Annotated in this window: 16 protein-coding genes; 6 read left to right on the top strand and 10 right to left on the bottom strand. The window is 34.0% G+C overall.

Annotated elements, in window-relative coordinates:
* The first annotated feature begins 64 nt into the window (after positions 1 to 64).
* The gene (locus IR022_RS12725; protein ID WP_050709809.1) at positions 65 to 667 is read left to right on the top strand and encodes a nitroreductase family protein; all 603 of its coding nucleotides are present in this window, start codon (positions 65 to 67) and stop codon (positions 665 to 667) included.
* Between the two features lie 68 nt (positions 668 to 735).
* On the opposite strand, the gene gldG is transcribed toward IR022_RS12725, so the two are convergent.
* Positions 736 to 3,144, bottom strand: coding sequence for a gliding motility-associated ABC transporter substrate-binding protein GldG (gene gldG / locus IR022_RS12730; protein ID WP_194203990.1), 2,409 nt, complete (start codon positions 3,142 to 3,144; stop codon positions 736 to 738).
* A 303-nt stretch (positions 3,145 to 3,447) separates the two neighbouring features.
* Here gldG and IR022_RS12735 point away from each other — a divergent pair, with 303 nt between their 5' ends.
* The 3 genes from IR022_RS12735 to IR022_RS12745 all read left to right on the top strand — a co-directional run bounded on the left by IR022_RS12735 (position 3,448) and on the right by IR022_RS12745 (position 6,530).
* Positions 3,448 to 4,767, top strand: a complete 1,320-nt coding sequence (locus tag IR022_RS12735; RefSeq protein ID WP_194203991.1) for a hypothetical protein — start codon at positions 3,448 to 3,450, stop codon at positions 4,765 to 4,767.
* 67 nt (positions 4,768 to 4,834) lie between these two features.
* Positions 4,835 to 5,254: a large-conductance mechanosensitive channel protein MscL gene (gene mscL, locus IR022_RS12740; protein ID WP_050709812.1), complete on the top strand. Its 420-nt coding sequence runs from the start codon at positions 4,835 to 4,837 to the stop codon at positions 5,252 to 5,254.
* A gap of 253 nt (positions 5,255 to 5,507) precedes the next feature.
* Complete coding sequence (locus IR022_RS12745) at positions 5,508 to 6,530, top strand: hypothetical protein (RefSeq protein WP_194203992.1); 1,023 nt, start codon at positions 5,508 to 5,510, stop codon at positions 6,528 to 6,530.
* A gap of 85 nt (positions 6,531 to 6,615) precedes the next feature.
* Here IR022_RS12745 and IR022_RS12750 read toward each other — a convergent pair whose 3' ends face one another.
* The 8 genes from IR022_RS12750 to IR022_RS12785 all read right to left on the bottom strand — a co-directional run bounded on the left by IR022_RS12750 (position 6,616) and on the right by IR022_RS12785 (position 17,957).
* The gene (locus IR022_RS12750) at positions 6,616 to 8,682 is read right to left on the bottom strand and encodes a hypothetical protein (RefSeq protein ID WP_194203993.1); all 2,067 of its coding nucleotides are present in this window, start codon (positions 8,680 to 8,682) and stop codon (positions 6,616 to 6,618) included.
* A 228-nt stretch (positions 8,683 to 8,910) separates the two neighbouring features.
* Positions 8,911 to 10,479 (bottom strand): SusD/RagB family nutrient-binding outer membrane lipoprotein, encoded by a 1,569-nt coding sequence (locus tag IR022_RS12755; protein WP_194203994.1) that lies wholly within the window; start codon positions 10,477 to 10,479, stop codon positions 8,911 to 8,913.
* 13 nt (positions 10,480 to 10,492) lie between these two features.
* Positions 10,493 to 13,912 (bottom strand): SusC/RagA family TonB-linked outer membrane protein, encoded by a 3,420-nt coding sequence (locus IR022_RS12760; RefSeq protein WP_194203995.1) that lies wholly within the window; start codon positions 13,910 to 13,912, stop codon positions 10,493 to 10,495.
* A 688-nt stretch (positions 13,913 to 14,600) separates the two neighbouring features.
* Entirely contained in the window at positions 14,601 to 15,092 is a 492-nt protein-coding gene (locus IR022_RS12765) for a glutathione peroxidase (RefSeq protein WP_050711492.1), read from the bottom strand.
* Positions 15,093 to 15,104: 12 nt separating this feature from the next.
* Complete coding sequence (gene tpx, locus IR022_RS12770; protein ID WP_050711491.1) at positions 15,105 to 15,605, bottom strand: thiol peroxidase; 501 nt, start codon at positions 15,603 to 15,605, stop codon at positions 15,105 to 15,107.
* A 76-nt stretch (positions 15,606 to 15,681) separates the two neighbouring features.
* Positions 15,682 to 16,317, bottom strand: coding sequence for an NAD(P)H-dependent oxidoreductase (locus IR022_RS12775; protein WP_194203996.1), 636 nt, complete (start codon positions 16,315 to 16,317; stop codon positions 15,682 to 15,684).
* Between the two features lie 64 nt (positions 16,318 to 16,381).
* Positions 16,382 to 16,819 (bottom strand): MarR family winged helix-turn-helix transcriptional regulator, encoded by a 438-nt coding sequence (locus IR022_RS12780; protein ID WP_194203997.1) that lies wholly within the window; start codon positions 16,817 to 16,819, stop codon positions 16,382 to 16,384.
* A 199-nt stretch (positions 16,820 to 17,018) separates the two neighbouring features.
* Positions 17,019 to 17,957, bottom strand: coding sequence for an alpha/beta hydrolase (locus IR022_RS12785; RefSeq protein ID WP_194203998.1), 939 nt, complete (start codon positions 17,955 to 17,957; stop codon positions 17,019 to 17,021).
* A 183-nt stretch (positions 17,958 to 18,140) separates the two neighbouring features.
* Between IR022_RS12785 and IR022_RS12790 the strand changes: the two genes are divergently transcribed.
* A complete protein-coding gene (locus IR022_RS12790; protein WP_194203999.1) occupies positions 18,141 to 18,776 on the top strand; it encodes an NAD(P)-dependent oxidoreductase in 636 nt (211 codons plus the stop codon).
* Between the two features lie 31 nt (positions 18,777 to 18,807).
* On the opposite strand, the gene IR022_RS12795 is transcribed toward IR022_RS12790, so the two are convergent.
* Positions 18,808 to 19,692 carry a helix-turn-helix domain-containing protein gene (locus IR022_RS12795; RefSeq protein ID WP_050708194.1) on the bottom strand — a complete coding sequence of 295 codons (885 nt, stop codon included), beginning with the start codon at positions 19,690 to 19,692 and terminating at the stop codon, positions 18,808 to 18,810.
* A gap of 177 nt (positions 19,693 to 19,869) precedes the next feature.
* Between IR022_RS12795 and IR022_RS12800 the strand changes: the two genes are divergently transcribed.
* Positions 19,870 to 20,301 (top strand): thioredoxin family protein, encoded by a 432-nt coding sequence (locus tag IR022_RS12800; protein ID WP_194204000.1) that lies wholly within the window; start codon positions 19,870 to 19,872, stop codon positions 20,299 to 20,301.
* Positions 20,302 to 20,310 lie beyond the last annotated feature (9 nt).

A 20,310-nucleotide genomic window follows, 5' to 3' on the forward strand; every position in this document is an offset into this window, starting at 1 on the left:
ACATCACCTTACACAACAAAATAAAAAGCTAATTGTTATCACATAAACTAAATAATAAAGAATTATGGCTCGTAATTTTAAAGAAACAATTAAACATCGCAGAACTTATTATTCAATAAGTAATACTTCTCCGATTTCGGATAAAGAGATACAAGAAATTGTAGAATATGCAGTACTACATGTACCATCATCATTTAATTCTCAATCAACAAGAGTAGTTCTATTACTTGGTGACAATCACCGTAAATTGTGGAACATCGTAAAAGAAACATTGAGAAAAGTAGTGCCAGCAGATAGCTTTAAAGCCACAGAAGACAAAATAGATAATTGTTTTGCTGCTGGATATGGTACAATTTTATACTTCGAAGATCAAGCTGTAGTAGAAGGTCTACAAAAAGCTTTCCCTTCATATAGTGAGAACTTCCCAAAATGGTCTGAGCATACCTCGGCTATGCACCAATATGCAATTTGGAATATGTTAGAAGACGCAGGATTTGGAGCTTCTCTACAACATTACAACCCATTGATAGATGCAGAGGTTGCCAAAACTTGGAATATTGATCCAAACTGGAAGCTAATCTCTCAAATGCCGTTTGGTACACCTGCAACAGAACCAGGAGAGAAAGAATTCTCACCACTCGAAAAACGTGTATTAGTGTTTAAATAAGATACACTATCTATATAAAAAGAAAGAGGTCGAATATGTTTCAACCTCTTTCTTTTTTTATCATAAATTTATCGGGTATATTTATAACGACGACGCAAACTTACCCCGCCAATAATCAATCCTATAAAACAAACAGGAACAAGTATATTCAATGCAGCATACTTATTTCGACCCTCATAAATGAGTTTTTTATCCAAAAGATTCAATTGTTGAGTCTTCGCTCGAAGTTCCATCCAACCATCATCATTTGCCAGCCAATTGACCGCATTTACTATAAAATCTTTATTTCCATATAATCGTCCCGAAGTTCTATCATATCCCATCGGCAAAACCTCTGTATTATCGCCCTGCCCTACTACTTCATTCCTTATAATATCAGAAGAGCCCACCACTATCATTTTTGTATCAGCACTCTCTACACGTGTTTTATATCCTCTCAAATCTATACTATCAGTTATAAGTCTGTTATTGAAAGCCGATTGAAACATACCTTTTAGAGCAACTCCAACAGATAGAAACGATTCATTAAAATAGTGTGCATCAGACTGAATATGCTCTACATCAAATGTTATCATCTCGGGAACAGGTACAATACGACTATGTTGCGATGTTGTCAATAGAATATCTTTCGTAACCAACTTCGATTTATTTAATATATCGATACTACTCACAAAGGCAGCTTTTACTTCGGTTATATCTTTTGTAATTGTATTATCTAAGGATGGAAGGAGCAAGGGTGAATAATACCAAGGAATATTTATAGGTTGTGTCTCCGAATGATTTTGAACCAAAATCTGGGAAGATTGAACATCTTGCACTAAATTAGAGCCAATACGCACACCATAAGTAAATAACAAATCATCAAGACCTGTTTCATTCCTCATACTTGCCGATTGTCCTTTATTAGCCAAATCATCTAACGATAGATATGCACCATCTACTAACCAAAGAATTCGCCCACCTTTCATCAAATACTGATCAAGAATATATTTCTCTGTTTCCGAATACTTTTGAGTAGGTCCTGCTATAACAACAACCTTAAAATCGTCGAGAATAGAAGGATTTGTTCCTATTTCACCTCTGTTTACAAAAAAATATTTGGCTAAAGCTTCCTCGGCATCATATACATAAGCTCTCGGCAATTCGCCATGCCCTTCTATAAAAGCAATAGCCTGAGATTCTTTTCTCAACAAAAGACGCAAAGCATCTACAAACTGAAATTCGAGATTTACGATTGAAGCTGTCAGATTTTCTTCTGCCGTATTACCTTTTATATTCTTCAATAAAGAAACTTGCAAAGTATCACTATCAACAATAACTTCGGCATACGGATAAATCAACTGTTTGCTAACCTTTCCATCACGATCAACCTCATTGAGCATAATAGGCGGCATTGCCCGTTGTGCCATATAATCGGGTAAACTTTCTCTTGACACATCCAATGAAGCAGGATTTATAAATGAAACATCCATTTTATAACCTGCATATCTATTTAAATCATCGAGAAATTGATTCGTAGCATTCCTCAAACGTTGAAAACCAAAATTAAGGTTGCCATCTAAATATACATTGACTCTAACGTGTAGTGATCTACTTTCAGCAAGAGAACCTACCAAGGTTTTCGAATAATCACTGATTGTATATCTTTTATCGGCAGTAAAATCAAATCGAGGATTAGGCACACACAACATCACAATATTTAGAACTAAAATACTTACAGCATATATCCCTAATTTCTTATTTATCTTTTTATTTCTTAAACTCAATATATACAGGGTTATCAAATGAATGATAAGCATGTAATTTATCAACACCCATATATTATTAAGGCTAACAACTCCTCGCTGTATCTGCGTCATATAATATGACAAGCCGCAGGAAGCGACGAACACTTTTGTTGCACCTCCCTCTAAAAGTGTGCTTAATAGATCGAATCCAAAATAGATAACAAAGTTGATAAACAAAGCTACAACAAAAGCTATAATCTGATTCTTTGAAAGTGATGACGCCAATATGCCTACAGCAATAAAGATACTCGCTAATCCAATTAAAGACAGATAAGAAAGCAGTATAACTCCCATATCTAAATTCCCGACAGGACTACCTAAAATATACAAAGTATAAACATATATAATGGTCGGAAGAAGAACCAACATCACAAATAACAATGAGGCTAACCATTTGCTACTGATAATAGCAGATATTCCAACAGGGCGCGAACGAAGTATATCTAACGTTCTATTCCGCTTTTCTTCGGCAATAAGCCGCATAGTCAATGCCGGAATAAGCAGGACAAAAAGAATAGATGACAAATTAAAGAATTTCTCTAAAGTGGCATAACCAGTGTCCATTATATTAAAATCCCCCTCGAAGATCCAAAGCATTGCCCCATTTGCAACTAAGAATATTAGTGCAAAAAACAATCCTATACCCGAGCATAAGATCGAAACCAGCTCTTTTCGTATCAAAACATTCATACTAATCTATGCCTTTTATATATAAGATAAGTTTATAAAAATAAAGTCTTATCATTTAAATATATACAATATTCTTCACTCTGCTATGTTGCAGCAACTTTTTATGGTAATAAGAACGAGTTTGCACCACAAGTCAACAAAGATATACAATAGAGAAACTATTTTTAGTGTCTTTTTGTTATCTATAGGTGTTAAATTTAAAGAAATATTACTATATCTTTGTAACTAGCTGATTAAGTTCAATAAAATAATTATTGACTGCTTAATTTTAGCAGCAGATAGGTCTGATACTTTATTTTGTATATGCATATAAAATCCGGAGCTAAAATAGGTCTTTTATCGTTGTTGGTTGTTGCAATAATAACTACGGGGATAATTATGTTTCAGAAACTCAGTCATGATAAGGGGGTATTTGAGACAGACTTATATACGCATATTCCAGCGAAAGTTACAGGTATCTTACAGATCAACAAAGAAAAACACACTAAAGTATTTACACCTTTCTTTCCTGAATTAGAAAATATAATACAAACAATAGAAACGTCTCTTACTTATCCAATATTAATTGCCGAACATAAAGAAGACACTTATATAATAAGCAAAATTACAAGCGAACAAGAATCTAAAATAAAATCGCTACTGAGTATAGATCTCTTTCCTGCCTTTGCACCTAAAGTAAGAACCTACAAAGACGCAAAAATACTTTTTTACCCAACCAGCAACAATCGCTTTTTTTCGTGTATGTTTTATCAGGGATTTTTTATTGGAGGATACAACTATCTACTTTTAGAAAACTTTGTAGATACCGATTCCTCTAACAATATATTCAGCAGTAAACCTGCTACGGAAATAGCTAAAAAAATAAAGACAAGCTATCCGGCAAACTTATATTTCAACAACGAAACATTTTTCACCTCTTTCAATATAAATCTAGAGAATAACTTTATAGAACTTGAAGGTTTTACCAATACTACTTTTTCGAACAACTGGCCTAACGAAGCAATTAGCGATAGTGACAGTATAACTATTGATTACTCTATATTTCCCGATTCATTAATATCTTATCAGATAGATACTAATGCAGCAAGCATATCAAGTTCGCTTATCTGCCTATTTGATGCTCCGTCGTATGGTTTCATTATAAATGAAAATCAAACATCACCCATTTACGCACTTAAACATAGAGAAGACCGCTTTGATCTATATAATCATCTTAATAAACTTGAAGTAAATTATATACATAGAAAATTCAGCACCAAAGATGTAGTTTTAGGAAATCAGCATATATATATGACATCTGAACAAATGGGTAAAGATGTGTTTCATCACAATTCATCTGTTTATCTCACTTTTTACAAGAACTATCTTCTGGTTGCTGCCGATAGAGATATTATGATTCAATATCTGAAACGTAATGGAAACTATTCTATACAAACAGACTTCGATCCTTTAAATATAAGTACAAAAACAGTTTCTCTATTCTTCAGTAATAATATTCAAAAATTTCATCCTGACTATTTAAAAAGCTACCATCTTCTCAAACTGATGAGCAAAGAACAAGCATATTTCAAAACATATATAGAAAACGGAGAAAAGAAAATAGAGATATTACTAAACAATTAATTACTGACTAGCGTTATACAATCTAAATGTATAAAAGAAAAATATAACTAATAAAAACAACATAAACATGGCAATTGTACAAGAGTTAAAGGCATTCATGATGCGTGGTAATGTAGTCGATATGGCTGTCGGGGTTATCGTCGGTGGAGCATTCGGTCAAATTGTAACCTCACTCGTGAATGATGTTATCATGCCTCCTATCGGAGTACTTCTTAACGGTGTAAATTTTACAGATCTAAAACTTATCATTAAAGAAGCTTCCGTAGATGCAGCAGGAGCAGCAATACCCGCTGTTAGCCTCAATTATGGCAATTTCATACAAATGGTTATCAACTTTATAATCATATCAACTGCAATATTCTTTGTAATCAAAGGGATGAATAGTCTTCAACATAAAAAAGAAGAAGTACCAGCAGCACCTGCCGCACCATCTAAAGAAGAAGTTTTACTGGCTGAAATAAGAGATCTTCTGAAAGAGAAAAAATAAAAATCAGTATTTGATATTGATTCAGATCGGATGGTATTATCTAATTCCATCCGATCTTATTTATTATTCCACTATTACTAATAAATAATCACACAGATAGCACCTTAAAGTATAGGGCTCCTTTCTTAAAGCAATAATTATTATTCAGTAATAAAATAATCATTATTTAACCTAATATTTTAAATACTGTAAATATTGCCTATCTTTGTTAGTACATACTGTCTATAAATACTAATACTAACAAAATATTATAATGAAATTTGGAAAGCTCTTACTGATCTTATTCGTTTTTATGTCTTGCAGTGATAATGACCACTTAGAGCCAGTAACACCATCAGAACCCACACCACCCGAAAAAGGCCCTACTATTCCCCTTGTTTTCTACGATAATTTCATAAATAAATCAGTAGACTACAAAGCCGTAAAAATTGGAGAATATCTATGGATGAATAGTAATATCAACCACTATCCAGGTCAGCCTTTTACAAAAGCTGATATAGAACTTATACTTACAAGATACAGACTTAATCCACAAGCTCTCAAAGATGTGAGTATTGACGATATAGACAAGTATTGCGGGCCTTATTATGACAGAGATCGTTTCGAGTATCTGGAAGATAGAAGTAAATGTGTAATTTACGAAGGAGAAGAAAAAGTTCTAACCAACGGATGGAGTGCCGCATCAACAACTGATTTTCGCCAACTCTTTGCAATGTGTGGAAATGCAACAGAACAAGATGTTAGAGCCATTCTTACTGTTAAAGCAGGAGACAATCCGGTTGCCATACCGGGCTTGACTTATTGGTTCGGACCGAATAATACCAATAAGTATGGGTTTAATTTAATGCCGGGGGGAGCCCGATTTAATGGACCTCAAGTTTGGGAACTCAAACATAATCATGATGGTACAGATACTGAATCATTTAATGTTCTAACAGGCGATTTTTATGGTTTCATAGAGGCTGCTATATGGCAAACTTGGGACGGAATGGTTGCTATACATGACTACCCACAAGCAATCCAAAGTAAAACATGGCATTGGATGCCTGTACGCTGGTGTCGTAAACTTACAGCCGAAGAGCTTGGATACAGATTATATATAAATCAGGCACAAACAGATATACAAAAGCTAACCCTTACGGAATCTGCACCTCAAGGGTATACTGAACTGCCTAATGGCTACATAAGAGGTTTTTATGTGCAATTTATCTTAGATAATCCCAATCCACTAAAAACAGTATCTCAAATTGTTGAAATGGCTAAACACCTAGGATAAAGTCTAATATATTTTATATAATAGAAAGGGATGAAACTATTAAATTTCATCCCTTTTTGTATCTAATAGATAAGAAATCTAAAACTTACAAAGCATCAACTTGCTTTTTCAAATGATCTCTATAAAACAAATGATCGGCATCTGTTATAATATCTTCTTTCTTAAAATCTACGGCATATTTCACAAGAAACTCCATCATTAAATCTTTACTTACAGCTCTTTTATCACTTAAATAATTAGCTAGCTGCAACAAGAGAACTCTTTGTGTCTCTAATGTCTTTTGAGCTAAATTCTCAGCTGCTTCCAGCAAAGCCTTAGCCTCTCTGTTTATTCCTTCACGTGCATCATCAAAAATAACATTGGGAGTTTCGTCCATATTCTCATTACCAAACAAGGCCAACATATTTCCCATGCCACAAGCATAGAGAACATAAGTAGCCAATTTAGTAGCATTCTGTAAATCGCTACTCGCCCCTATCGTAATATTTTCGTCACCAAAAACAATTCGTTCTGCAACTAAGCCACCCATTAATACTGCTAGACGATTCACGATCTCTTTTTTCGAAATATAATTCCATTGAGGACGAGCCAATACAAATCCTTGACTATTACTGTCGGCTGTCACTGAGAATATAGAATCGGGTATTGTATGCATCAATATTGATGAAACAATAGCATGTCCACTTTCGTGCACTGCAACTATGGCTTGCTCATCATTTAATTTTTCCTGACGCAACTTACCTAGCACCAAAGATTGCTTATCAGCCCATTCATGTACTAACTTCTCATCCTTATAAAATTTGATCTTCAAAGAAGCCACATCTTTAGTAGAACCTTCTTCATCAATAGCAAAGTGTAATCGATCTACGAAATAACCATTAATATAAACCTCATTCAGGATTTTACCTAAACGAGCATTTACAATTTGTTGAACAGTAGTAAATAAAGGACGAGTTCCTTGTGTTGGATAAACTCCTTCTTCGTAAATCAACTCATTTATGCCTTTATCAAAAGTCAGATCAAAATTATAAATAGATTTTATCTTCTTCTGAATTTTAGACAGCTCCAATTCTATTATACGATGAAACGCTTCGGATGTAAAAGAGGGATATATAATATGAATATTTCCTAACCGGGCAATCTGTTCACTTCTAAATCGAGCCAACAAAGCATTCTTTACCTGTGTAACCGATATTTTTAATGATTGCTTATTAAACTCATCTGCATTCATATCTGGATTAAAATCATGTGTCATAGAATACACTTCATCCAAATTTCCCATTATGAATACTAAAGCCTTCGAACAATCAACCGTTTTAGGTTTCAATGTTTTCTTATACAGTTGAATCAGATACTCAATAGTAGCCTCTCCATCAAGTTTATCAAGCTTGTCTCTCAATTCACTTTTCGAAAGAAACATATCTGCTACCGCATAAAAAATATTATTAAGATTTACTTCTGGTATAAAATAAAGTTTCTTTTCCTTATTAATTTTAGAAGATTCGTCATTACCGTCTTCATCATCATTATCGTCGTCTTCCGTAATTTCCAATATATTTTTATGAATATCCGCATTTAATGTAACAAGACCATTTTCCACTTCTACCCCTTTACTTAAAGATAAATCCAGCTTTTTTATCAATTTACTGAATACCCCAATATTGTAGTTGAAGTCAATTAAATCGAACTTACCACTGTCAAGCAAATCCCAAATAGCACGCGATGACGACTTATCGATTTCTTCTTGATTCTCATTTATTGTTCGTGCAAATTGAAATTCATCCAAACCGATAATAAAAGGTTCTTTGTCACAATTTTCGTATATCTCCTTAAATGAATCTTGTATATCAAAGTATTTACCGGTACTTTCACCTAAATCAAAACGATAATAACGTTCATTATAATCTATCAATTGAGAGAAACGTTTCACCAACGATGTTTTACCGATACCTGTCAATCCCCAAAGATTGATAATTACAGGCTTTTCCTGCATCTCAGGAAAGAATAGCCATGCTCCTATAGCATCCGCAATCTGATCAATAACATTGTCAATTCCAACAAATTCACTTTTTAACTGCACTATGGCACTATCCAATAAGTTTTTCTTCTCTAATAAATCCTTACGATATTCTTCTATATTATTCTCGATCATAATCAATTAACTTCTATTCAACACTTATTGTAATGTAAATTCAATCGAACTATCTTACTGGGATTTGACTAAACAAACATTACAATACATTCTATGTTTCATCGCATCTCTGAAACATGATTGTGCAAAAGTAAACATATATTGGGCAACTCAAGAAATGTAAATAGAAAAAAGGAGCTATTCTGTACAGAATAGCTCCTTTTTTAAATATTTAATTCTTATGAAATATTATTTCACATCCCAGAATATTCTAGTATCACGAGTGTCTTGTGCTTGAACATCAGCATAATTAGGGTTGTATGCCGTTTCAGCCGAAGGATATCTCAAACGTGTTGGAGGTTGTGTATAACCTGCATCCATTCCTATAGAAGGGAAAGCCAACAATTTTGGATATTTAGTTCTACGATACTCTGTCCAACATTCAATAGATTGTAACCAACCAAAATGAAGCCATTTTTGTGTGCCAATCAATTCTAATCTCTGATCTAGTGTTCCTGCATATGCAATACGCTCAGTCACAAATTTATTTATTGCATCGTCCGAAGGCTTATCTTCGATACGGAAACCTCCACCTGAACTATTATTATTTAGGTGATTCAGATAATAATAAAATGTTACAGATTGTTTAACAGCTGTTTCATAAGCTGTTTTAGCTTTTGCAGGATCTCCCCAACGTTGTTGAGCTTCAGCCTTGATAAAATTAACTTCTGAGGCTGTTAACCTTATTCCAGGCAGATTTTTATTCATCCATACAGTAGTTGAATCCCAACAAGAATAGTCGCTTGATGAAGCTGATTGAGAATCTCCTGGTGTATTGATTGGCATACCAATGTAATCAGGTAAATCATTCTTATCAAACATCACCGATAAACGAGGATCTTTTGTTGGCACCAATAACTTATTAACCATATAGTCTGGAGCGACCTTAGAAAGACCTTCATTTAACGCTTGAGTTAACGCATCAGTAAATGTTGTAAGTGGAGCATTCAATACATCTGAAGTTTCAGGCTTATAATTAGGATTATTATCTCCATCAATCAAAGGATATTTACTTGCATCATTTAAGATAGCCATAATTTTTTCCTTTGCATACGCCTCATCAGAATATGACATATGAATAAGCATTCTCAAACGTAATGAGTTAGCATACTGACGCCATTTAGCAACTCTTCCTCCGATCAAGATGTCTTGTTTTGTAAAAGCAGGCGTTGCAACAGCTGTTGCAAAATAAGTAGCTAAAACATCCAACTCATCAATCATCATCTTATACAAAGCCTGCTGATTTTCAAATTTAGCTGGAGTAATCTCATTATTTGTAGGTAAACTACCTGCTTCAGCAAAAGGAATATCTCCAAACATATCAATAAGACCTGAAGCATAGTCATAAAGAACAATCTTCGAAGCTTTAAAGAATATATCGTTAGCTGCTTGATCTTCCGAAGGTAACCCCTTATTGACAGTCTCCATCAAACGATAAATACCCATAGGACCACCATATTCAGTAGTGTAGAAATCTCTCCAATAATGACCTACATAACTTTCAATCTGACGATACTGTCCTGCTGAATTAGGAAGAATCAATGTTTGAGTATATCTACCAGTATGCTCTGCAGCCATTGTTCTCACCTGATAATATTCAGTTCTGAACCTTGCATTATTAAGCATCCCTGTGAATAGAAGCGAAATATTCCCTTCTGTTGTTTTTTCCGGATTTAAAAATTTATCTTCCGGATTACAACTTGTCGTAACAATTAATGTTGACAAGAGTATACAAGTTATAATATATATTCGTTTCATCGTTTATCTCGATTTAAAATTTAGCACTTAACATAAATCCAAACGTTCTAGACGCCATAGATGCACCGCTATCAATACCTTGCGAATACCATTTAGAACCAATAGAAGCCTCTGGATCTATATCATCCGCAGTTTTATAGATATAGAATAAGTTTCTAGCAAAAAGCGAAACACGAAGATTCGACATAAATAACTTTTTGGCATATGTATCAGGCACTAAATAACCCAAAGTGATTTCACGGAATTTGATATAATCATTATCATATACCATACCTTTTTCATTCCAAGCATCTTTACCCCAATAGAATGTATTCATGTAATAATCAGCAGCCGAAATAACTGTTGTATTTTTTTCTCCAGTATTTACATTCACACCATCAAGAAGAACCCCATCATTACGATCGAAAGTTCCAACAACATTACCCTTATCGTCTTTTGCATTAAATACCCAAGGTAAACCACCGCTTCCGGCATCACGATATGGCAACGTACTTTTCAATAGACCAGCACTTGTTGCATATTTAGTTCCGGGAGAAATTATCTTACCTCCAAAACGATAGTCAATAGTAAAGTCTAAAGAGAAATTCTTGTAATTAAGAGTATTCGACCATCCTCCTACTACATCAGGTAAAACATTACCAACTTTTTCATACTTACTATCATCCATAATATAGTAACCATCATCACTAATCAGTAATTCTCCTTTATCGTTAGTTTTACGAGGGAATACATAAATATTACCTAATTTTTCGCCAACAGTAGCAGCAATCTTCACACTTGCTTGATCTTCACTCCAGAATTCAATCTGAGAAACTCCATCTTTTAACGAATTTACTTTCGACTTATTGAATGACCAGTTTAAACGGGTAGTCCATCTGAAATCACCGATAATAGGAGTTAAACTTCCTGCAATTTCCAAACCTTGACTGGATATTTCACCAACGTTCATAATTTGGCTGCCACCTCCACTAGAGTAAGGAGCTGTAACTTCAAGAAATTGATCCTTCACCTTATTTGTATAGTAGCTAATATCTACACTTGCACGATCATCCCAGAAACGAGTTTCCAAACCAAACTCCCACTCATGCTTCATCTCAGCAGTAAGATCCATATTACCATATACATTATTCATGGTAAGCTGTGCAACTGATCCATTACCTAATGTTTGCAAAGATTTTTGATCGTATGCAATATTTGCAACATACATTACAGGAGAGTTACCTACAACCCCATATGAAGCTCTTACTTTACCATAAGTTAACCACGAAGGTGTTTGAAAAGCTTCTGTAAAAATCCAGCTACCATTAGTTGATGTGTAGAAGTAGCTATTATTATTAGGAGGAAGAGTTGAAGCATATTCTTGTCTTGCTGTTGCTTCTAAGAACAACATATCTTTGTAAGACAAGTTTAAAATTCCCAAATAAGCATATTTTAGAAGTTGAGCTCTAGAAGAAGTTGCATCAACTATTCCGAATGAGTTTTTCAAAGAGAACCAGTTCTCTGTTACTAAACCTTTAGTAGTTCCCGAATATTGAGTTTTATATTCTTCCTGACGTCCCTGCATACCTCCAGCAATAGTAAAACCGAAGTCTTCCGATAGCTTATCACTATAAGAAAGCAGAGCATCTCCATATAATATAGAATACTGACTTTTAGTAACAGCATATTGTCCTGTACTTTCAGTAGTATTAAAAGCTGATGCTTGTTCTGTAAAACGCTCATCTTCGATATTTATACCAGTATAGTCATTACCAATACGTCCTCTGAATTTTAACTTACTATTACCTAGTATATCCCAATTCATTGTAGCACTTGTAATCAAACGATTTTCTGTTTCATCATAGTTATTGCGAAGTCTATTCCAGAAATAGTCCATTAAAGTAGTAGCATTCGTATTGTATCTGAAATACTCTTCACCTGGTCTATTCTCACGATTACCGAATGAGGTATATTTATACCCTCTCGATGTTTTAAAGCGATCCAAGATATTATCAATACTCTCAGCTCTATTAATCATACCTGAATAGTTATTGAATATTCTATCCATTGACTCAGGACGATTGTGAGTATTTGTATTCATAAAGTTAGCAACCACATCTAAAGAGACATCTTTAGCTACATTAACTACAGAATTCAAGTTAAATGTATTTTTCTGCATTTCACTTCCACGCTGAGTACCAGTATAATCTAAACGAGTATATGATAAACGGTAATTAACTTTATCTGTCTGTTTAGATAATGCTACGTTTAAGTTTGAAGAAAATCCAACTTGAAAAACATCTCTCAAATTATTAGAACCTTGTGAAGAATAAGAACGATTTGTTCCATCCCACCAAGCAACTTGACGACCATCGTATTTAGGCCCAAATTGAGCCCATGCACTAAAACGTGGACGTAGACCTCCATTTATATCCGAAGGACCATCAGTTAACCAACCATCAATATTACCATTCTGAAAATTATTTGCTGGACCATAACCGGGACCATATATTTCCTGATATTGAGGTAAGAATGCTACACTTTCAAAGGCACCATTATAATTGAACTCAACACCCAATCCTTCGCCTCTAGATCCTTTTTTCGTAGTTATTACAACAACACCACTAGCAGCATCAGAACCATATAGAGCAGATGCACTAGCTCCCTTAAGAATAGTCATAGACTCTATATCCATAGGGTTAATATCTAAGGCTCCATTACCACGAATTCTTTGATCACCCCAATATCCATCGTTATTTGTGCCTTTTCCAGCATTCTGATTGTCATTACGAATCATGATACCATCTACAACATATAACGGTTGCGAGTTATAGTTTAGAGAATTGACTCCACGAATCTGAATATTTACGGCACTGGTAGCTCCCCCCGGAGCAGCATTAATTTTAACCCCCGCAGCTTTACCATACATTGCAGATGCAAAGTTGGTATTTCCTGCTTCAGTTAATTGTTTAGCTGAAATAGAACTTACCGAATACCCGATTTCTTTAGGAGGACGTTGTACCCCAATAGGAGCAGTAACAACAACAGTTCCTAGTACTTGTGAGTCATCTTCCATTACTACACTAATTGTAGTATTAGAACCCACAGTTACTTTTTGCGAAGTATATCCAACATATGTAAATTCTAAAACAGATCCTACACGAGGAACATTTATTGAAAATTTACCATCAAAATCAGTAGCTGTACCAATAGAAGTACCCGCCACTTTTACACTTACCCCAATAAGTGGTTCATTGGCTTTGTCTACAACAGTTCCCGTAATTGCAATTTGTCTACCATCTTGCAATACTTGTGTTTCGAGTTCTTTCTCTCCCGATAATGAAGGATCAGCTCCAACATTGGGTGTTGCCCATACAGAGAAAAAGAGAAATGCAAACAAAACCCGCTTCATCGCAATAGGTGTTTGCGCCAGGTTAATAGCCTTTTTCTTCATAGAAAATTAGTTTTTAATTAAATTTCAGATTTATTAATCAATCTAGTTCCGTTCAGCAAATATAAATACAAAAAAAATACAAAAAAAAGTTTTTAGAACATTATTTTTTTAACAAAACAGATACACACTTTAACCTAAATACCTTATTGGTAAAGGATTTTAAGCGATTTAGCATCACTTTATAGTTTTAACTAAAAGAAACAATAAGCCATGACACCTCAATACAAACAAACAAATTGAAACCATCTATTAAAATGATAATAAACAAGTTAAACCATTTACAGAAACACCACAAAAAACAATAAGATAAACAAAATAAATAGGTGATTTCTATGTATATGTTATATAACACATATAAACATTCAAGATCTCCAAAGCAAAACAAACAAACCAAAAAGACACAATAAAACCTAAAAGATATTCATTTTGTCAAATAAAACAAATATTAAATTTCTTAAAGATGCAAACCAAGAGAAATAAAAAACAACTTATAGAGTAAAAAAAGAGGTATATAAGAATATATCAGGATAAAGTTATCGAAGAATACGTGGTTAATTTTTTATAAAATAACTAAAATAACATCTGTAAAAAAACGAAGGTCAATCTATAAAATGCAGAGATGAAATATAGATATAAAATAAAGGGGTATATAATATAAAAAGGGCAAGCATAGTGCTTACCCTTTTTATTATTTTCCTACTAAAATCATTTTAAGAATATCAGCTTCCAGTGATTCAGGCTTAGATATAGGACTAAATCGCTTGACTGTTTGCCCATCCTTATCAATGAGAAACTTTGTGAAGTTCCACTTTATTCCAGAAAAGAGAAAACCTCTCGCTCTTTTCTTTAAAAACTGATAGATAGGAGCTGCCTCTTTACCATTTACATCAACTTTTTTCATCAAAGGGAAAGTAACACCATAGTTCAGTTCACAGAATGAGGCTATCTCAGCATCAGCCGCCGGTTCCTGATTTGCAAATTGATTACAAGGAAAACCTAATATCACCAACCCTTCATCCTTATACTTCTGATAGAGGTATTCGAGACCTTTGTATTGAGGTGTAAAACCGCATTTACTAGCTGTATTCACAACCAAGAGCACTTGTCCTCGATATTGAGCAAGATCAACATCCTGTCCGTTATTTCCTTTGACTATAAAGTCATAAATAGTAGTAGGCATAAGCTTTATATTTTATTTCAAAATAGTTAAAGCAGCCTCGTAGTTAGGCTCATCTTTGATTTCGGGAACAAGTTCTGTATGCACTACTTCTCCCTCTGGATTTATTACAACCAATGATCGTGCAAGTAATCCCTTCAATGGACCATCTACTAACAATACTCCATAATCGCGAGCAAAAGCTTGATCTCTGAAAACAGAAACTGGAATAACATTTTCTATACCTTCTGTTGTGCAAAATCGACCTGCTGCAAATGGAAGATCAGCCGAAACAGCTAATATTACAGTATTAGATAGGCTTGCAGCTTCTTTATTAAATTTTCTTACCGAAGCAGCACAAGTACTTGTGTCTAAGCTTGGGAAAATATTAAGAATAACATTTTTACCTTTAAGATCAGATAAAGATAATTCTGATAAATCTTGTTTTACTAATGTAAAAGCTGGTGCTTTCGATTTTACTGATGGTAAATTTCCGATTGTATTTACCGCTTGACCGCCTAATGTAATTTGTGACATTTGAGTTATTTTTTAATTGTGAATATAATTATAACGCAGAAACAATCTGTATCTTATTTTTTAAGTATTCTAAGCCTTATTTTATTTCGATAACAAACTCTGATTGAGGATGTCTTGCCTTTTTCATCTTAACCAACCAATCATTAGACTCGTCTCTGTAACCTAATGGTAGAAGTGTAACACTTCTCAACCCTTGCTCAGAAAGATTCAATAATTTATCTACAGCTTCGTTATCAAAACCCTCCATGGGCGTTGTATCTACCTTAAGCTCGGCAGCCATAGCAATGGCATAAGCAAAAGCGATATACGATTGACGTGCTGTATGTGCAAAATTCTCTTCGTGAGGACGAGTCAAATAAAGCGATTTGAGGCGATCCGTATAATCTTTATATCTATCAGTCGGTTGTTCTCTTGCTCCGGTAGTGATACCATATATATGATCTATTCTTTCTTCGGTGTAATTATCCCACGCAGCAAAGACCAACAAATGAGAACAATCTGCAACTTGTTGTTGTCCCATAGATATAGGCACTAGCTTATTTTTCAACTCTTGGTTAGTTATAACAATTACCTTGAAAGGTTGTAGTCCCGATGAAGTTGGAGCCAATCTGGCTGCTTCTACTATTTGATCTACTAATTTTTGATCTACTTTTTTAGAAGCATCAAACTTCTTTGTGGCGTATCGCCATTTTGCTTGTTCTAATAAACTCATTTTATTTTTAATATAATGTAAGACGTTTTATAATAGTACTCCAGATATATTTAACTCTCCGAAATTACAGTTTGCATTTAGAGGTTGTCAACAATATTCGCTTCAGTTGCTCACGTAATGCAATCAATGGCTCATCCTCCGTTTCTAACTGCTCTTTTATATGCATTGGAATATCTTCGGCTTGTAACCTAAGCTCCTCCCCTTTTTCCGAAATCAGAATATCTACAACCCTTTCATCCACGCAAGAACGTTTTCGTGAAAGTAGTCCGTTAGATTCCATGCGTTTCAATAAGGGAGTCAGCGTTCCACTATCAAGCCAAAGTAATTCACCTATACACTTTACACTAGCCGATTTATGCTCCCACAGAACCAGCATAACCAGATATTGAGGATACGTTAAACCCAATTTATCCAGATAAGGTCTATATAAAGCTGCCATCTGCCTTGCTAAAGCATATATAGGAAAGCATACTTGATTTTCGAGTTTTAAATATTCTGTCATTACCTACTAATTATTTAATTTTGCAAAATTAGATTGCATACAACCAAAATAAAAATATAATACGTTAAATATTACAAACCACGTCTATGATTATATCTATACTTACATACACCATATCTATATAACAAGATAACTAAATGAAAAAGATGAAGATATCCATTAGACACCTTCATCTCTATATTTCCTGAAAAACTCTATTTTACTTGTACAAATTCTTAGTAGTCATAACCAGACCAGGCTTTAAGCTTGCATCATTCAATTTCACCTCCATTTGCCAAGGCTTTTTATCAAAAATATATTCATCAATAAACGATATAATTTGATTGTGATAGATAACCATTGGAGATTTAGCAATTTCATGCGAAAGCCCTTCAACAGTAAAAAAACAATAGGAATATCCTTTCTTCTTGAATTTCTTTGCTAATGACTTCGAACCAAAAAGACCTTTTCTGAAAAAACGCTTTGAACCGTAGGGCACAAGAACATCTTTATCTCCATGAAAGAACAAAGTAGGAGCTGGTGCTACCTTATAGTTAGGTGTTCCCTCTTTGCTTGCAATAGCTCCTGCAAATGCTAATACGCCGCTATATTGAAAATCAGCAGGTAATACCTCTGAACCTGAAAGAGCATTTCTTTTTACATAATCGGACTGAAGCACGGTAATAGCTCCCGCACTCGATCCACTAATCATAATCAACTCAGTATCTATATTTAATGTCTTGGCATTATCGAGCAAATATTTAGTTGCACTGAAAAGATCTTCTACTGCTACATCAACAGCATGATACATAGGCTCGGTATTTGTGACAGATGGAGCTTTCTTAATGCCTCTTAAGCCAAGTCGATAATCTATAGAAACTACCGTAATACCCTTTTCCGCTAAAACTGTAAAATAATCGTTATACTGCTGACTATCTCTTTTTCCACTAATAAAACCGCCTCCAAACACGAATATCATACATGGCTGCACTACATTAGATTGAGACTTCAGTTTATATATATCCATTTTTAGATTTGAAGTGTCTTTTATTGCAAAAACTTTGGTCGATTTTTCAATAGTAGATGGAATATCTTTACTAAAAGCTAAATAGGGTAAAAACACCAAAACAAGAACGAGAACAAATAACTTTGAATTCATAGGGCTAATCTTTACAATAATTATATCTATAACGATCAGGATTTAAAATTGTTGACAAAAGAACAAGCTATCTTCAAAGAACATTATTATTACCAAATTGAAGAAGATTTATAACAGAATAAAACATTTATTATACCCCTAATGTTGATACCTTTGATTATTATACAATTAAAAGACTATCATATGAGAATTACAGTTTTCGGAGCGAACGAGGATATAGGAAAACACCTCGTAAACAAAGCCCTAAGCAAAGGGTTTTATGTAAAAGCATATGTAAGAGATCCGGCCAAAATACAAATATCAAATTCTAATCTAGAAATAATAAAAGGTGAATTAAATGATTTTCAGAAAATAAAGAAAGCCATCACAGATTCCAATGCAGTTATTAGCACATTAGGTCCACCTCTCAAATATAAATACAAGGGACATCCTATTCTTGATGGACATCTAAATATAATCCATGCAATGATAGAGTTAAATATATCACGCTTTATTACCTTAGCAACACCTAGTATAAGATATAGCAAAGACGAAGCTTCTATTGCTACTAAACTGCCTGGCATTATCGCCCGTATTATTTACCCAAGTCCATATAAGGAGATTATTCAAATAGGTAAGGTTGTACAAGAGTCTGATTTAGATTGGACTATTGTCCGTATTATTGCACCAAATAATAAACCTGAGACCCAAAATATTAAAGTGTCGTTTGGTGATAAAAAAATAAAATTTGATATTCCTCGAGAAGATATAGCAAATTTTATGCTTAACCAAGTAATCGATAAAACCTACATACAATCTATGCCTATTATTGGAAGTTAAAAAACTTACTAACAATATCAGAACAGAGGTATTAGCATTCACGATATTGAACTGGAGTCATCCCTACTCTCTTTCTAAAAAAACTACCAAAGAAAGAAGCATTTGCAAAATTCAACTCTTCCGAGATTTGTAAGATTGTCATATTAGATGTCTTCAACAAAGCTTTAGCAGCCATTATAACCATTTCATCTATCCATTGTAAAATTGGCTTTCTTGTAATGTCCTTTATTACTTTCGATAAATATTTAGGAGTAAGAAACATCTTATCAGCATAGAAGGCAATACTTCTTTCCGTCTTATGATACTTAAAGAGCAGTTCTACAAATTGACTAATAATCTCTTCTTGCCGCGACTTAGTCCGTCCATTATCTACAACTTTCGAAACTAGATATAATTGCATAACCTCACACATAAGTGCATATAATAAGTTCTTCGCAATCTTCATCCTATTTGCATTGTCTGTTTTCTTATACTGTTTTACTATGAATGCATGGAATTCAAGCAAATTTTGGGTTTCCTCTTCCGTTATCTTCAGACAAGGCATTTGACCTATCTTTTCGGGAATAGCCAAGTCCAAATCCAGTTTAACATCTGCAATAAAGTCGAAAGTAAAAAAAAGAAACTCTATGGATAAGTCATCACTTTCCGAAACAAACTCTATTATATTTCCCGGTATAATAGTGACAAGCATATTCTCGGTAATCTGGTATTCGTGAAGGTTAATTTTCATTTGTGCACTTCCTTTCACGCAAATAGCAAAGCTAATCCCCTCTACAATGTGCGGATAGCGCATATCAAGAAAGTAATCTTGAACATTAACACTCTTATCAGACACAATGAAATTCTTTAATATCGAAGGTGAACTTTCCTTGAATGTATCAGTTGAAAATATCTTTCCACATTGATCCTTGCTCATAAGTACAGCATTTATATATTTAGTACAAATATAACTGAATAAAAAAAGGAACCGCACAAAAAGCGAAATATTGAACATTATTAGCGATTTATTGAGTTCAAAAAACTCATTTAAAGCAACCATCTTTGTACTTGTAAGAAGATTTATAGAATGTAAGGTTATTAAAATGGAAATAAGATGAGCAAGATTAGTCTTAAGACGTGGCATTTTTTGTTAGTTTTTGCCACACTAGTAGTTTCTTCAAATATCATTTCGAGTAAGGAATTAGAAAAAAAAGCGATGTTAGAAAATAAAACAGTATTGGTGGAGTTAGACAACCAGTCATTTTCTGATAGTGTAGCATCAGGTATCTGTTTTGTTCTTTTTCATACAGACGAATCAGACCTATGTAATGCAATGGAACATAATCTTAATCAGCTCATAACAGCTTCTGAAAATCATACCAGATTCTACAAATTGAACATCGACAAATATCCAGGTGAATATGGAAAGTATGCCATATCGGGCACACCCAGTACTGTAATATATAAAGACGGTAAAGAGATCGACCGTATTATGGGCATTGTACCCGTATCTAATTTAATCATGATCTATAAACGAAGTATATAATAAGTATTA

The sequence above is a fragment of the Dysgonomonas sp. GY617 genome, assembly GCF_015233815.1.
Lineage (GTDB): Bacteria > Bacteroidota > Bacteroidia > Bacteroidales > Dysgonomonadaceae > Dysgonomonas_A.

Coding starts and splice junctions, on each gene's coding strand:
- IR022_RS12725 (WP_050709809.1), top strand. CDS start 65: ATGGCTCGTAATTTTAAAGAAACAATTAAACATCGCAGAACTTATTAT.
- gldG (WP_194203990.1), bottom strand. CDS start 3,144: ATGAATGTTTTGATACGAAAAGAGCTGGTTTCGATCTTATGCTCGGGT.
- IR022_RS12735 (WP_194203991.1), top strand. CDS start 3,448: ATGCATATAAAATCCGGAGCTAAAATAGGTCTTTTATCGTTGTTGGTT.
- mscL (WP_050709812.1), top strand. CDS start 4,835: ATGGCAATTGTACAAGAGTTAAAGGCATTCATGATGCGTGGTAATGTA.
- IR022_RS12745 (WP_194203992.1), top strand. CDS start 5,508: ATGAAATTTGGAAAGCTCTTACTGATCTTATTCGTTTTTATGTCTTGC.
- IR022_RS12750 (WP_194203993.1), bottom strand. CDS start 8,682: ATGATCGAGAATAATATAGAAGAATATCGTAAGGATTTATTAGAGAAG.
- IR022_RS12755 (WP_194203994.1), bottom strand. CDS start 10,479: ATGAAACGAATATATATTATAACTTGTATACTCTTGTCAACATTAATT.
- IR022_RS12760 (WP_194203995.1), bottom strand. CDS start 13,912: ATGAAGAAAAAGGCTATTAACCTGGCGCAAACACCTATTGCGATGAAG.
- IR022_RS12765 (WP_050711492.1), bottom strand. CDS start 15,092: ATGCCTACTACTATTTATGACTTTATAGTCAAAGGAAATAACGGACAG.
- tpx (WP_050711491.1), bottom strand. CDS start 15,605: ATGTCACAAATTACATTAGGCGGTCAAGCGGTAAATACAATCGGAAAT.
- IR022_RS12775 (WP_194203996.1), bottom strand. CDS start 16,317: ATGAGTTTATTAGAACAAGCAAAATGGCGATACGCCACAAAGAAGTTT.
- IR022_RS12780 (WP_194203997.1), bottom strand. CDS start 16,819: ATGACAGAATATTTAAAACTCGAAAATCAAGTATGCTTTCCTATATAT.
- IR022_RS12785 (WP_194203998.1), bottom strand. CDS start 17,957: ATGAATTCAAAGTTATTTGTTCTCGTTCTTGTTTTGGTGTTTTTACCC.
- IR022_RS12790 (WP_194203999.1), top strand. CDS start 18,141: ATGAGAATTACAGTTTTCGGAGCGAACGAGGATATAGGAAAACACCTC.
- IR022_RS12795 (WP_050708194.1), bottom strand. CDS start 19,692: ATGAGCAAGGATCAATGTGGAAAGATATTTTCAACTGATACATTCAAG.
- IR022_RS12800 (WP_194204000.1), top strand. CDS start 19,870: ATGAGCAAGATTAGTCTTAAGACGTGGCATTTTTTGTTAGTTTTTGCC.